13 protein-coding genes and 1 tRNA gene are annotated in these 15,071 nt (G+C 47.7%); 7 read left to right on the top strand and 7 right to left on the bottom strand.

All coding sequences use genetic code 11. From position 1 onward, the window contains the following. The first annotated feature begins 4 nt into the window (after positions 1–4). The 6 genes from EL341_RS02010 (at position 5) to truB (ending at position 6,369) form a co-directional block, all read left to right on the top strand. Positions 5–81, top strand: a tRNA-Met gene (locus EL341_RS02010). A gap of 203 nt (positions 82–284) precedes the next feature. Then, positions 285–737: a ribosome maturation factor RimP gene (gene rimP / locus EL341_RS02015; protein WP_047779826.1), complete on the top strand. Its 453-nt coding sequence runs from the start codon at positions 285–287 to the stop codon at positions 735–737. Between the two features lie 22 nt (positions 738–759). After that, positions 760–2,247, top strand: coding sequence for a transcription termination factor NusA (gene nusA / locus EL341_RS02020; RefSeq protein WP_047779827.1), 1,488 nt, complete (start codon positions 760–762; stop codon positions 2,245–2,247). Between the two features lie 23 nt (positions 2,248–2,270). Further along, entirely contained in the window at positions 2,271–4,952 is a 2,682-nt protein-coding gene (infB, locus tag EL341_RS02025; protein WP_074820492.1) for a translation initiation factor IF-2, read from the top strand. 68 nt (positions 4,953–5,020) lie between these two features. After that, the gene (gene rbfA / locus EL341_RS02030; RefSeq protein WP_047779829.1) at positions 5,021–5,422 is read left to right on the top strand and encodes a 30S ribosome-binding factor RbfA; all 402 of its coding nucleotides are present in this window, start codon (positions 5,021–5,023) and stop codon (positions 5,420–5,422) included. Further along, complete coding sequence (gene truB, locus EL341_RS02035) at positions 5,422–6,369, top strand: tRNA pseudouridine(55) synthase TruB (RefSeq protein WP_047779830.1); 948 nt, start codon at positions 5,422–5,424, stop codon at positions 6,367–6,369. The genes rbfA and truB overlap by 1 nt, the downstream gene beginning before the upstream one ends. Positions 6,370–6,463: 94 nt before the next feature. On the opposite strand, the gene EL341_RS02040 is transcribed toward truB, so the two are convergent. The 7 genes from EL341_RS02040 to EL341_RS02070 are packed head-to-tail and all read right to left on the bottom strand — an operon-like array spanning position 6,464 to position 14,094. Continuing rightward, the gene (locus tag EL341_RS02040; RefSeq protein ID WP_083399621.1) at positions 6,464–7,768 is read right to left on the bottom strand and encodes a DUF58 domain-containing protein; all 1,305 of its coding nucleotides are present in this window, start codon (positions 7,766–7,768) and stop codon (positions 6,464–6,466) included. Continuing rightward, positions 7,765–8,784, bottom strand: a complete 1,020-nt coding sequence (locus EL341_RS02045; RefSeq protein WP_074820490.1) for an AAA family ATPase — start codon at positions 8,782–8,784, stop codon at positions 7,765–7,767. The genes EL341_RS02040 and EL341_RS02045 overlap by 4 nt, the downstream gene beginning before the upstream one ends. After that, positions 8,774–10,027, bottom strand: coding sequence for a DUF4350 domain-containing protein (locus EL341_RS02050; RefSeq protein ID WP_074820488.1), 1,254 nt, complete (start codon positions 10,025–10,027; stop codon positions 8,774–8,776). The genes EL341_RS02045 and EL341_RS02050 overlap by 11 nt, the downstream gene beginning before the upstream one ends. Positions 10,028–10,029: 2 nt before the next feature. Continuing rightward, entirely contained in the window at positions 10,030–11,550 is a 1,521-nt protein-coding gene (locus EL341_RS02055) for a DUF4129 domain-containing protein (protein WP_074820487.1), read from the bottom strand. Continuing rightward, on the bottom strand, positions 11,540–12,538 hold the full coding sequence (locus tag EL341_RS02060; RefSeq protein WP_047779834.1) for a stage II sporulation protein M: 999 nt from the start codon (positions 12,536–12,538) through the stop codon (positions 11,540–11,542). Before EL341_RS02060 ends, EL341_RS02055 begins: the two co-directional genes overlap by 11 nt. Further along, on the bottom strand, positions 12,535–13,227 hold the full coding sequence (locus EL341_RS02065) for an RDD family protein (RefSeq protein ID WP_074820485.1): 693 nt from the start codon (positions 13,225–13,227) through the stop codon (positions 12,535–12,537). Before EL341_RS02065 ends, EL341_RS02060 begins: the two co-directional genes overlap by 4 nt. Positions 13,228–13,269: 42 nt before the next feature. Further along, complete coding sequence (locus tag EL341_RS02070; protein WP_175474928.1) at positions 13,270–14,094, bottom strand: BPSS1780 family membrane protein; 825 nt, start codon at positions 14,092–14,094, stop codon at positions 13,270–13,272. A 427-nt stretch (positions 14,095–14,521) separates the two neighbouring features. On the opposite strand from EL341_RS02070, the gene rpsO reads away from it, so the two are divergent. Next, entirely contained in the window at positions 14,522–14,791 is a 270-nt protein-coding gene (gene rpsO / locus EL341_RS02075; protein WP_047779836.1) for a 30S ribosomal protein S15, read from the top strand. The last annotated feature ends 280 nt before the right edge of the window (positions 14,792–15,071 follow it).

Consider the following 15,071-nt stretch of genomic DNA (forward strand, 5'->3'; position numbering starts at 1 on the left):
CGGGCGCGGGGTGGAGCAGCCTGGTAGCTCGTCGGGCTCATAACCCGAAGGTCGTCGGTTCAAATCCGGCCCCCGCAACCAATTTTCCCTAGTTTATTTTCAAATAATGTAGCGACGCTTGTTGCTATTGATTATTTGAAAAGATACTAAACTGGATAAGTAGATCAATCGCTTATTACAGAAATAGGGTCCAGTTGCAAAAGCCCCGACTTATCGGGGTTTTTTGTTATTAGGCAGCAAAATCACTGGGCTATAGGCCCTTTTTTTACGTCTTGGGGGTGGGGTTGTCCACACTAGAACAGAAGTTGACGGAATTGATCAGTGCGCCAGTTGAAGCATTAGGCTTTGAATTGGTTGGCATTGAGTTCATTCGGGCCCGTCAATCAACACTACGCATTTATATTGATAGTGATAAAGGTATCAACGTTGATGATTGTGCCGATGTGAGTCATCAGGTCAGCGCGGTACTGGATGTTGAAGATCCGATTACAACGGCTTATAACCTGGAGGTTTCTTCCCCAGGTATGGAAAGACCGCTTTTCACTGCGGCTCACTATGTGCGTTTTATCGGTGAAGATGCCAGCCTAACGTTGCGTATGGGGATACAAAACCGTCGTAGATGGGTAGGCAAGATTAAATCCGTTGAGGGTGAAATGATCACCCTTGATGTTGAAGGTAAAGATGAAGTATTCGCGCTGAGTAATATTCAGAAAGCGAATCTGGTTCCCCATTTTTAGAGCTCATATGAGGCACAACTAGATGAATAAAGAGATTCTGGCTGTTGTTGAAGCGGTTTCTAATGAAAAGGCGCTTCCTCGTGAGAAAATTTTCGAGGCGCTAGAAACTGCTCTGGCAACGGCAACTAAGAAAAAGTATGAGCAAGAAATTGACGTACGCGTAAGCATCGATCACCGTTCAGGGGATTTCGATACTTTCCGTCGTTGGATGGTTGTTGATACCGTGACCCAACCAACGCGTGAAATTACGCTGGACGCAGCGCGTCTGGACGAACCTGAGATTCAGGTTGGCGATTACGTTGAAGATCAGATTGAATCTGTAACGTTTGACCGTATCACCACGCAGACTGCAAAACAGGTTATCGTACAGAAAGTACGTGAAGCTGAACGCGCCATGGTTGTGGAACAATTCCGTGAATATGAAGGCGAAATTGTTACTGGTATGGTTAAAAAAGTTAACCGTGACAGCATTATTCTCGACCTGGGTAACAATGCAGAAGCGGTTATTGGCCGTGAAGATATGCTGCCGCGTGAGAATTTCCGTCCGGGTGACCGGGTACGTGGCGTGCTTTATATCGTTCGTCCTGAAGCGCGTGGCGCACAGTTGTTTGTTAGCCGTTCTCGTCCTGAGATGTTGATTGAATTATTCCGCATCGAAGTACCAGAAATTGGCGAAGAAGTGATTGAAATTAAAGCAGCAGCTCGCGATCCAGGTTCCCGTGCAAAAATTGCCGTGAAGACTAACGATAAGCGGATTGACCCGGTTGGTGCCTGTGTTGGTATGCGCGGTGCGCGCGTGCAGGCGGTTTCCGGTGAATTAGGCGGTGAGCGTATTGATATCGTGCTGTGGGACGATAACCCAGCGCAGTTTGTTATTAATGCGATGGCTCCCGCTGACGTGGCCTCTATCGTCGTAGATGAAGATAGACATACCATGGATATCGCCGTTGAAGCCAGCAATCTGGCACAGGCGATTGGTCGTAATGGTCAGAACGTTCGTTTAGCAGCTCAGCTTACCGGCTGGGAACTGAATGTGATGACTACCGAAGAGTTACAAGCAAAACATCAGGCAGAAACGTACGCTGCTATTGATACCTTTACCAAACATCTGGACATCGATGAAGATTTCGCTACGGTACTGGTTCAAGAAGGTTTCTCATCCTTAGAAGAGCTGGCTTATGTGCCAGTGAAAGAACTGTTGGAAATCGACGGTCTGGATGAAGACACTATTGAAGCGTTACGCACCCGTGCTAAGAATGCGTTAACTACGCTGGCATTAGCGCAGGAAGAGAGCCTTGGCGACAACAAGCCGGCAGAGGATTTATTGAATCTGCCTAATCTTGATCGTTCTATGGCGTATAAACTTGCTGCAAAAGGCGTTTGTACGTTAGAAGACCTTGCTGAGCAAGGTGTTGACGATTTAACAGATATTGATGGCCTGACGAGTGAGAAGGCCGGTGAGCTAATTATGGCTGCCCGCAATATCTGTTGGTTTGGCGATCAAGAGTAATCACTGTAGCAGGAAGGAACAGCATGTCAGAAGTAACCATTAAATCGCTGGCCGAAGAGATTCAAACTCCGGTAGACCGCCTGCTGCAGCAGTTTGCTGATGCAGGCATTAAAAAGTCTGCGTCGGACTCTGTGACCCAGCAGGAAAAAGAAACATTACTGGCCCACTTAAACCATGAACATGGTGGTGCGCCAAGTAAACTTACGCTACAGCGTAAGACTCGTAGCACACTGAGCATTCCAAGCACCGGTGGCAAAAGCAAATCTGTGCAGATTGAAGTGCGTAAGAAGCGTACTTATGTGAATCGTGATTCACAGGAAGCTCAAGAAGCTGAAGCCCAGGCAGCACGTGAAGCCGAAGAGCAGGCAAAACGCGAGGCTGAAGAACTAGCCAAACGCGCTGCTGAAGAGCAGGCTAAGCGTGATGCAGAAGAGAAAGCTAAGCGCGAAGCTGCTGCTAAAAAAGCGGCAGAAGAGAAAGCGAAAGCGGCTGCAAATACTAAGCCAGCTGCTGCTAACGCGAATGCTAAAACTGAAAAACCAGCTCAGACGGACAAAGCCCGTCGTGAAGCCGAAGCAGCAGAACTGAAGCGTAAAGCGGAAGAAGAAATGCAGCGTAAGGTTGAAGAAGAAGCTAAGCGTATAGTAGAAGAAGCACGTAAAATGGCAGAAGAAAATGAAGGCCGTTGGGCGGCTGAACCGGTAGAAGATGTGACCGATTATCACGTTACTACCTCTCATCATGCGCGTGAAGCGGAAGATGAGAACGACCGTAAAGTTGAAGGTGAACGTCGCGCCCGCGGTGGTAAGTCCGGTAAGCCGAAGAAAGGGAATAAACTTTCTGAGTCTAAAGCCGACCGTGAAGAGGCTCGCGCCGTTACCCGTGGTGGTAAAGGTAAGCGTAAGCCAAGTACACTGCAGCATAGCTTTAATAAGCCTGCTCAGGTAGTTAACCGTGACGTTATCATCGGTGAAACCATTACCGTTGCTGAACTGGCTAACAAAATGGCAGTAAAAGGCTCTCAGGTTATTAAAACCATGATGAGGCTGGGTGCCATGGCAACCATCAACCAAGTTATTGATCAGGAAACTGCGCAGCTGGTTGCTGAAGAAATGGGCCACAAAGTTATTCTACGCCGTGAGAACGAGCTGGAAGAAGCGCTGATGAGCGATCGTGATATCGATGCGTCACTGGAGCCACGTGCACCGGTTGTGACCATCATGGGTCACGTTGACCACGGTAAAACCTCGCTGCTGGACTATATCCGTTCAACCAAAGTCGCCTCTGGCGAAGCGGGCGGTATTACTCAGCACATTGGTGCTTATCACGTTGAAACAGACAACGGCATGATTACTTTCCTGGATACTCCAGGACACGCCGCGTTTACGTCAATGCGTGCTCGTGGTGCTCAGGCTACGGATATCGTGGTTCTGGTGGTTGCGGCCGACGATGGCGTGATGCCACAAACTATTGAAGCTATTCAACATGCTAAAGCCGCTAAGGTACCGATCGTGGTTGCGGTGAACAAGATCGATAAGCCGGAAGCGGATATGGATCGCGTGAAGAATGAGTTGTCTCAATACAACGTACTGCCAGAAGAGTGGGGCGGTGATACTCAGTTTATCCCTGTTTCCGCTAAAGTGGGTACCGGTATTGATGATTTGCTGAATGCTATCCTGCTACAGGCTGAAGTTCTGGAACTGAAAGCGGTGCGCGATGGTATGGCAAGCGGCGTTGTTATCGAATCATTCCTGGATAAAGGTCGTGGTCCTGTGGCTACGGTTCTGGTTCAGGAAGGTACGCTACATAAAGGCGATATCGTTCTTTGTGGTTTCGAGTACGGCCGTGTTCGTGCGATGCGCGACCAGGTTGGTCAGGAAATCACCGAGGCGGGTCCATCTATTCCGGTAGAAATTCTGGGTCTGTCAGCCGTACCGGCTGCGGGTGATGAAGCCACTGTGGTGCGTGATGAGAAGAAAGCACGTGAAGTAGCGCTTTATCGTCAGGGTAAATTCCGTGAAGTGAAGCTGGCTCGTCAGCAGAAATCTAAGCTGGAAAACATGTTTGCTAACATGGAAGAAGGTGATGTTTCTGAACTGAATATCGTGCTGAAAGCAGACGTTCAGGGTTCTACCGAAGCGATTACCGAATCATTACTGCGTCTTTCTACTGATGAAGTGAAAGTGAAGATTGTTGGTTCTGGCGTAGGTGGTATTACTGAAACTGACGCCACGCTGGCTGCGGCATCTAACGCGATTCTACTGGGCTTTAACGTACGTGCCGATGCATCTGCGCGTAAAGTGGTTGAGGCTGAAAGCCTGGATCTACGTTACTACTCTGTTATCTATGACCTGATTGACGAAGTTAAACAGGCCATGAGCGGTATGTTGGCACCAGAATACAAACAGCAAATTATTGGTCTGGCTGAAGTACGTGACGTATTCCGTTCACCGAAGTTTGGTTCAATTGCTGGTTGTATGGTGACTGAAGGTATCGTTAAGCGTCACAGCCCAATTCGTGTACTGCGCGACAACGTGGTTATCTATGAAGGCGAGCTGGAATCCCTGCGTCGCTTTAAAGATGATGCCAGCGAAGTGCGTAACGGTATGGAATGTGGTATCGGCGTTAAGAACTATAACGACGTACGCGTTGGTGACATGATCGAAGTGTTTGAAGTTATCGAGGTTAAGCGTACTATCGCTTAAGGCTTGTCACTTAAAGCAGTATCTATGCGGGGGGCCTTTATGCCCCCCTCATTATTGGAGAATATATTATGGCAAGAGAATTTAGCCGTACTCAGCGCGTTGCGCAGGAAATGCAAAAAGAGATCGCCATTATTTTACAGCGTGAGGTCAAAGATCCGCGTATTGGTATGGCGACGGTTTCCGGCGTAGAAGTTTCACGGGATTTAGCGTATGCGAAAGTATTCGTTACTTTTCTAAATGATAACGATGAAGAGTCGATTAAAGCTGGTCTGAAAGCATTGCAAGATGCCGCGGGTTTTGTGCGCTCATTATTGGGCAAAGCGATGCGTTTACGGGTGATTCCTGAGTTAACGTTTGCTTATGACAACTCTCTGGTAGAAGGTATGCGTATGTCTAACCTGGTTACCAGCGTAGTCAAAAATGATGCTGAACGTCGCGCTGCGGCAGGTGAGGATGAGGACAACGCGTAATGGGTCGTCCTCGTCGTCGCGGCCGTGATATTCACGGCGTATTATTACTGGATAAGCCGACGGGCATGAGCTCCAACGATGTCCTGCAGAAAGTAAAACGCATTTATAATGCTAACAAAGCGGGCCATACCGGAGCTTTAGATCCTTTAGCTACCGGTATGCTGCCGATTTGTCTTGGGGAAGCAACCAAGTTCTCCCAGTTTTTATTGGATGCGGATAAGCGCTATCGGGTGATTGCTCGCTTAGGTCAGAGAACCAATACTTCGGACTCTGATGGTGAAGTGATCGCTGAACGTCCGGTCAACTTTACGCAGGCCAGTTTAGATACTGCGTTAGCTCAGTTTCGTGGTGAAACCGATCAGGTTCCTTCCATGTATTCTGCATTAAAATATCAGGGTAAACCCCTGTATGAATATGCCAGAGCGGGTATCGAAGTACCGCGCGAGTCGCGCAAGATTACCGTTTATGAATTGAAGTTTATTCGTTGGCAAGACAATGAGCTGGAGTTGGAAATTCACTGCTCTAAAGGGACGTATATTCGTACCATCATTGACGATCTCGGCGAATTGCTTGGTTGTGGTGCTCACGTTATTTATTTAAGACGTTTGAACGTTGCAGACTACCCGACAGAAAGAATGGTAACGTTAGAACAACTTCAACAGATTCAGAGTGATGCACTGGCGGAAGAACGTTCCCCGGTGGCTGAGTTGGATCCGTTCTTACTACCGATGGATAGTGCGGTTGCTGATTTTCCTGAAGTTAACCTACTGCCGGTGATGGGCGTGTATGTTAAACAAGGGCAGGCGGTACAGGTTGCCGGCGCACCTAGCAGTGGTCTGGTACGCATCACCGTTGGTGATGAAAGAGAGTTTATCGGCGTCGGAAAAATTGACGATGATGGCCGAGTCGCTCCCCGTCGTTTAGTGGTAGAACAGCCAGCCGAATAGTTATTGTTGAAACTGGTATTATCATCCCGACTTTATTCCCGAAATCCCCGCGAAAGCGGGGATTTTGTCTTTATGCCAATCATCTCAAAAAAACCTAAAGCTTACCTGCCGCTTTAATCGCCAGATAACGGTTGACGCTTTCTACCGCTAACTGTTGAGGCTGAACATCCAGACATAATATGCCAGCACTGCGTAGACGAGTGAGAACCGCCTGACGCTTGGCCTGATAGTTGGCGCTGGCTGCTCTAAGGGCGGCATCTTGCTGATTGGTAATGGCAATAGATGAGGCTTTATCCAGTTCAGCTTCCCTTAGGCTGGCCACCAAAACCAGATGACGTTTACTCAACAACTTGACGGCAGATTGAAGGCTTTGTTCATCTTCATCCCGCAAATTAGTAAATAGCACCACCAGAGAGCGTTTACGTTCACGGGCGATTAACGATTGGGCTGCAACTTCAAAGTCACTGCTGTGCAGCGAAGGTTGTAGATCATAGACTTCATGTAATACCCGGTTAATACCATTAACTGAACGAACTGGCGGTAAATAGCGATCCGAACCGCCGAAGGCCAGTAAACCGACGGAATCATCGTAACGTAGACCCACGTAGGATAATAGCAGCACGGCATCCAGCGCATGGTCGAAGTGAGTAAGCTCACCTTCACTAGCGCCCATACGGCGGCCGCAGTCCAGCATAATCAGAATTCGCTGGTTACGTTCATCCTGATATTCCCGTGAGATCATTTTCCTCATGCGGGTCGTGGCCTTCCAGTCGATCTGACGCATGGCATCACCACTACGATATTCTCGCAGTTGCTCAAACTCCATACCCTGTCCACGCTTGCGGTATTTGTGGAATCCCATCCCGGCCTGAGTAATAGTCGTTTGCAACGCCATTTGAGTGATAGGGGCAAAGTTAGGAAAAATACTGATTTTTTGTGCTTTACCGACCAACTCCTGACGCTGCCATAGCTGCCATGGGGAACTGAGGCGTAGATGAACCTGACCAAATGACAGATCGCCACGCATTAATGGTTTTATACGGTAAACAATCTGCGATAGTTTGTGGGCGATTAACGTCACATTGATGGTTTGATCGCGGTATTCGCATTTTTCCGGCGGCGAGTCTTTCAACTGAATTTTTTGGCCTTGTTCAACCGAAGTGGTGATATTCAGTTTTACATCACACCATACGGTTTGAGGAAGGCTACTGGCCACTTCTCGCTGAACTTCTGGTAGCGGCTGGCGGTATAGTCGAGCTGCATCAACGGTGAGAAGCAACAGGGCTACCCCACCGATAATTAACCAGATGGATAACCATGACGGTATGATGGCGGCAGCAATCGACCCTGTAAACCAAAGGGCAGCGACGATCAACAATCTGCGAGCGGGCAGAATCATCTGCGTGGTGCCTCAATCTGTTCCAGCAGTCGGTTCAGAATATGTTCTTCTGTCAGACCTTCAATCTCCGCATCAGGAGACAGAGCGATACGATGACGCAAGGTAGGAATGGCTTGCTGTTTAACATCGTCTGGCGTGACAAAATCGCGTCCGGCTAAGATAGCACTGGCTCGAGCGGTACGAATTAACGCAATACCACCGCGAGGGCCGGCACCGGTGCTGATACCCGGCCAGTTACGCGTAGCTCTAACAATACGCAAGGCGTAATCCAGCACGCTGTCATCCACCTGAATGCTGGCAGTAATTTTTTGTAAGGCAATAATCACTTCCGGGCTGGCTACGGGCTCAATTTTATCAACTTCTAATCGGTCACCAACGCGCTCAAAGGTACTGGCAGAGACCAGCTCACGCTCTTCTGCTTCAGTAGGATAGTCGAACATCACATGCAGCAGGAATCGGTCTAGCTGAGCTTCCGGTAACGCATAGGTACCGTCTTGCTCTATCGGGTTTTGGGTGGCAATCACCAGGAATGGTGGCGTTAGCTGAGCGGTTTCCCCCTCAATAGTGACTTGCCCTTCCTGCATGACTTCCAGTAGAGCTGCCTGTGTTTTAGCCGGTGCCCGGTTAATTTCATCGGCCAGCATCAGGTTAGTAAAGACCGGCCCACGGCGTACCACAAACTCAGCAGCTTTCATGTCATAAAACATATGGCCGGTAACGTCGGCAGGCATCAGGTCAGGCGTAAACTGGATTCTGGATGAGTGACAAGCACAGGCTTGCGCCAATGCTTTGGCGAGAAGCGTTTTGCCCAGTCCGGGAACGCCTTCTAGTAGCACGTGACCACCGGCCAGCAGTGCACAGAGAATCTGCTCAACCACATGGCTCTGGCCGATAAAAACCTGACTAATCTGACTCTGGATACGCTGTATAACTTCAGAGGCTTCCTGTGCTGAAGTGGGGACAGAGGCTACCGCAGAGGTAGTAGAAAAAAAGTTATCCGTTGAGTTAAATTCCATAATTTAGTCTCCTACTCGTACTGCTTTGCAGTGAGTTTAAGCGATCGATCAGTAGGCATAAGGTTTGGGCGCACTGAGTAAATTGGTTAAGTTGTTGTATATCAGCCTCAAGTGCCTGAGTAATTAAATCCATATCATAATGGGTAATTTGTTCAATTAGATGGGCGTCACTGCGGCTACCGGGATGGTGTATTCTCAGCGGTTGCAGCAGTCGCAGAACCTCTTCCCTCAGCGGTGTAATCAGTCTGATGTAGTCACGATTTTGTAAATGGAACTCTGAAACTGCTTTCAAGTGCTCGGTTAAACTTGGGCGAATCGGCGGCGGTGTTGGAATAAGCGCACCAAAACGCGGAATATAACGCCAAAGTACCAATAGAATGCAGAGCCCAAACGCCAGCAATGAGTAAAAGGCGTTTTCAACCAACCAGCGCATTAGATTAGGAAAAGTCACATAACGAACCAGATAAACGGTATCGTCCCTGTTTGGTAGTGTAGCCATATGTATCCACAATTTGCTGTGGTCATATTTCTTGATGTTGGCGTTAGTGAATAAATGCAGGGGAACAACGGTCACGAAGCCTTTATCAAACTGAAAACGACTTATGATTTCCCAGTCGCTTTTAGCGGATGCCATCACCGATTCTATTGTTTGCCCATCAACATAAAAACGATTGGTTTCGCGCATGGCGGCGACCATTTTGTCTTTTTCAAAGACAATATTGGACCTGTCACTATTGGCGCGATTTTGTTCAACCTCGTCTTGATCTTGCCGATCTTTTTTAGCCTGTGTTTCCGACAGCTCTTGCTGACATTCGTCATCGGCGTCATCACACTCATCATCAAGATAGATATCAAATAGCTCTTGCAGCTCAATACTGTGTTCATCAGAACGCGGTGATAGAACAAGATGACCGCCTGCCTGAACCCATTTCATCAGTTTGAGTTTTTGAGAGGGCTCTTTCAGTAAATCAACGTTAAACAACACTAAGGTCGCATTTTGCGGCAGTTTACCCAAGGCCAGTGTGTCACCGATAGTTTTAACCTGAAAACCAGATTTACTCAGCAACTGTTCCGCCGTGTAGTAACGGTTACTGGTTACTTTCAGGCTCGGCGGAATCGTGACCGTTTTCTCTACCCATTCAAGTTTGCTGTAGAGATAGAGCGCTAAAATAGCTAACAGGGCGACCAAAATAATAATAACGGCACCAACGTTGGAGCCTTCTCTGACATGTCCTTTTGCCATGATTAGCTCGCCTCCCACTGAGATTGATGATCGTAGTGAGTCGGCCATTCAAGACACAGTTGCTCTAAGCGGGCAAGATCCGGTGAACGGTGAGCGTAGGCCTGAGCTAGCCAAAGCTGGGTGAGCTGGATAAAGAAAGCGCTGCTGCTCAGGTTGGCGCGTTTAACCAGTCTGATGCAGTCCTGCTCGGTATCCGATGAGCGAAACAGCACGCGATCGCGATGAGCCAGTACCGAGAGGGAACCGCGAAACAAGAGGCTGAGGGCAGAACGCAAATCTCCTGAACGAATCATGGCTAAAGCAACTTCGGCGATATTTTCAGGTAAGGATTCTGGTTGAATATCCAGACCTGCAATTTGCGCCGGAGGTTTCTCCGATGTTTTTCTTTTCGTCTGAATAACCGGTAAACGAATAATAATCAGATAAACAATGACCGCAATGGCTAACGCCAGTACAAACCAAAGGAATCCCTGGCCGACATTCGCTACACCATTAAAGGCTGAGCCAGTGTTAATGCTCGTCGGTTTATTGGGCGACTTGGTTTTTTCCTTTTTGGGCTTTTCTTTCTCATCAGAGAATTTCAGGCTTTTTTCGGTGGTTTTTCCGCCGTACTCCGACTGTTGCAGGATATTATTCAGCCTGTCGGGGGCCTGAATAATCGCTTCCTGACGGAGTGATTGTTCACCCGCATGGGATGGTGCTGGTTGCATCATTAAGCCGAAAGTTATAACGGCAAACAGGGCACCAAATAGGCTGGAAGTGGTGCTGTGGCGCTTTTTCTCTGTTTTTCGAAACTGTAACTCAATGTCCCAGGCTTCAATATCACTGCGTCTTTTTAAGTAGAGAGAAAAGCCAGCGGCAACATAAATCGGTTCCCACAATAAGATGCCCAGCGTGTACAGACCCAGAGAGAGCTGACTCAGGTAGCTAAAGTCGTTGAAGGTCAAGGTATCAAACAGATCATCACTGAAACCATTGCTATCAATGGAGAGCATGGCCAGAAATGCCATCGCACAAATTGGGAAAATCTGCTCAATAATGATGCCATAGAGGGTCAAAATAATGGCGTTAATCCCGATATAGCTGGAAATAGAACGGCGTCTGATTCTGGCATTGCGCCCCTTTACACCTTCCAGTACATCAACCGGCAGCGTGAGGGAACGATAGGGGGTAAAGCGAGCCCAAGTTAAGGCACGAAATAGTCGGGTTTTAAACAGCAGTGTAGGGATCGCCCGCATACTCTGGCGAATGGTTGGTGCGTCACCAAATACTGCACGACTAATGACAAACAGCGCTATCCGATCGAACATTGGTTTGATCCACCAAACCAGCAGATAGAGTAAAAGGTAACTGTTGCTACTCCAGTAAGTCAGGCTGAACAGGATAGCCAAAACCGGTAGAGTAAAACAGAACCAGGCTCCATACAGTGGCTTAAACCAGTGCATGGCCATTCTAACACCAAGATCGATGGCTTCATTAGCGTGTCTGGGGCGCAGTACAATGGCTAAACGTTCAAGCTGCATGGCGACGCCCTGTAAAGATAAAATAGCCTAACAACAACAGTAGGTTGAATAGGCCTGCGCCAATTTTAATGGCGAGTGGGAAGTTATGGGGTGACCAGAATGCTTCAATCATCGCTGCGATTAAGAGCATAACTCCGCTACCGCAGAGCAGGCCTAATACTGAACGGGCGGTGATTCTCAGAGAATCGGGACGGCTTAGACGACCGGGAACGATTAAACTCCAGCCCAGTTTTAGCCCTGTTGCGCCAGAAATGATAATACCGCCAATTTCAAAAGCACTATGGCCGCTGACAAAAGAGTAGAAGTTGCGGCCAGCACCAATATTGATCAGGCGAGCTTCAACGGCCCCCATATGTACGCCGTTAAATATTAGGGTATAAATCGTGCCTAATCCGGCCAGCAATCCGCCAGCAAAGGCCTGAAAAGCGATACTAATATTGTTGTAAATATAGAAGCCGAACATTTTCCAGTTGGAACCGGCATCACGAAGAATGCTGGCACCATAGTCAAAAGCATCATCACCGCTGTACATTTCATCCATCTGATACACGCTATCCGGTGACATAATCACATAGATAAAGTCGGGCCATAATCGCACGACAATCATCATAATGATCCAGGGTGCCATAATCAGAAACATGGATAGCATCACCCAGCGTAGATTGGCCCGCAGGTCGGCAGCAAATCCCCCAGCGGCATAATTCATCATTCTTTGGCTAAGGCCGCTGTTGGCACTGTAAAGAATATCGTGACCCTGCTGCACCATATTGTGTAGTCGATCGATTAACAGCAGGCTATAGCCTCGGTCACGGGCAATGGCCAGATGTTGGCAAATATTGCGGTAGCGGTGGGGCATATCATGATTGGCAAAAATGGATTGCGCTGTTTGAGCATCATAATTTTTTATCGGCTTTTGACGATAGTTAAGCCAGTTCTCAAAAGCCGTCCATTCAACCTGATGTAGTACCTCAAAGCGCTCCTGCTTCATGGCTTACGACCTATTAAAAAGTTGGCGATGCCGATCAACCGGGTTGCTCCCTGAGGTTCTTCGGTATGGGATGTCTGGGACAGCGTAGGTAGCAGCGCAGCCAATTCTTCCTGACGCGGTTTGGTTAAGCCGGGCGTTCGTTCCGCAAATGTCACCACGATTTTTTGGGTTTCTCTTGATAGTGGGAAATCAGGCGGAATGGGCGTAGCTTCAGGAACGGTAAACTTAGCGGTGTAAGGAACGCTATAAACAACCAGTGTGCCGGCGACAATATCTCCCAGACGACGAAATTGTTTATTAACCAACATCGATATCAGGCCAAAAAGATAGAACAACGGGAAAAAGTCAGCGAAGCGTAGGAAATTACGGATAATCGAGGCACTCAGGCCAATAGGTGTTCCGTTATCGTGTATGACTTTCAGACCAAGCAGGCGTTTACCGGGGGTTTTTCCGTTAAATAACACTTCAAAAAACACCGGGTAAAACCACTCAATTAAGAAGAGGCAAATTAAAAACAGGCCAAGACCAACGTCATCAAACATAAGTGTCGGGATCGCAATCAGAGCGATAAGGCACCAGCGTAGAGCAGTATCGATCAGAAAGGCAAAACCGCGAGGTAAAAATCCGGCGGGATGTAAGCGGATTTCAATTAACTCGGGGGTAGTAATATCACAAACGGTATCCAGCATAGAATATTAAAGCCGGGCAACGTACCCGGCTTTATCTCTTAATTATTGCTTGGCGTTAGCAATAAACAGACTACGGTAGCTGGTGTAGTAGGTTGCCAACATGAGAGGCATAGTAATTAACAGACCTAAACCTAAAGGCAACACTGAAATCGTCATAACGATACCCAGTACAATGAAGTACAGCAGACCAGGTAGGATATTTTTCTTAACCGCAGACAGGCTCATCGAAATAGCCTGACCCAGAGTCAGGTTATGAATAACGATTAAAGCAGGAGCAAACCAGGTTAACGCGTAACCTACCATGTAAATAACAAACATTAGCAGGAAGGCTAAGAACATCATACCTGTGCTGGCACCGGTTAATGCCATTGATGGGTCGCTTCCAGTTTCAGCACTCATGGCTAAAGCAAACAATGCGCTACCACCCACCACGAACATGACGATGAGGGACAAAATCATCACACCGAACATGACTGCGCCAACGCCAATCAGTGAACCTGCGTTCTTCTGGAAACCAGAGAAAAGCAGACCGAGATCGAATTCACCAGTAGTACGCTGTTTTTCACACAGTGCCATAATGCCGCCGATAAACACCGGCATGATCAGCGTTGCCAGAATATTCAAAAATGGAATGAACTGGATAATCATCATGATAACGAACAGAATCACGCCTAACAGAACCCACATACCTAATTTAGGTTTCATGAAGTTCCATGCCTGGCCGATCCAGTTTACGCCTTCGCCAGCAGGAACAGCTTGACCGCCGGGTACAAAGACTTCGTTTTCATTATTGGTCGCGACAGCTACGTCATCAACGCTGGATTCTGGAGGAGTGTAGGGATTATGTGGGTCTTGTTGTTGAGTCATTATATGTTTCTCTTTCCTTAAGGAGTTTATGGTCAACTCAAAGTATTGACCAAATCCATATTAATAATAAATTTATCTTTAGTTTTTTTAGGCCAATGGTTCCCTGACAAAAATCCACCAATAGCAGATATCAGGGAGCGATAGATAATACCCGCCAACCTGTTGGATTAAAAGCGGCAAGTGATGGTTTTTTGTGGCTATTTGTTACGCTTTTTTCTTAATATGGATTTATTGACTATACTAACCAGAATACATAAGCCTTTGGGGCGTTTCCCTTACCCGGTTGACTAAATTTATTTGGCCGGGACTAAGGCGGTTCTCTTGCTATCTGGCGGGGAGCGGAGTAGTATACGTCGGCTTATGTATTGGGTGGCTGAATTAGAGATCGGCGCCTGTTTTGTTTATTCCCAAGAATTGGAGTTCTATAATGTCTCTAAGCGTTGAAGCGAAAGCTAAAATCGTTGCTGAGTATGGTCGTGGTGCAAACGACAGCGGTTCACCTGAAGTACAGGTTGCTCTGCTGACTGCACAAATCAATCACCTGCAAGGTCACTTCTCCGAGCACAAAAAAGATCACCACAGCCGTCGTGGTCTACTGCGCATGGTTTCTCAGCGCCGTAAGTTGCTGGACTATCTGAAGCGTAAAGACAGCTCACGTTATACTCAACTGATTGCCAGTCTGGGTCTGCGTCGCTAAGTCGATGAGTTTCAGGAGAAAGGGGCCAATTATGGCCCCTTTCTTCTAGGATTAGATGATAAATAGCAGTATCATAGAACATGAGTTCTTGGGGGCTTCTGGTGCAGAGGTTCGCGCGGCTAATGAAAGTATTGACAATAATTGCCATTAAAAGTGATGGCGTCGTTTGTTAGTTAAACAATATTTTCATTAGTCGCGAGGATGCAGTCAGAAGAGTAAGTTAAAGTGAGCCCGCTGCCGGCAAAGATGCCCGGCTGGCTAATCATAAAAATGAAGGAAA

It is taken from the genome of Pragia fontium (assembly GCF_900638655.1).
Taxonomy (GTDB): Bacteria; Pseudomonadota; Gammaproteobacteria; order Enterobacterales; family Enterobacteriaceae; genus Pragia; species Pragia fontium.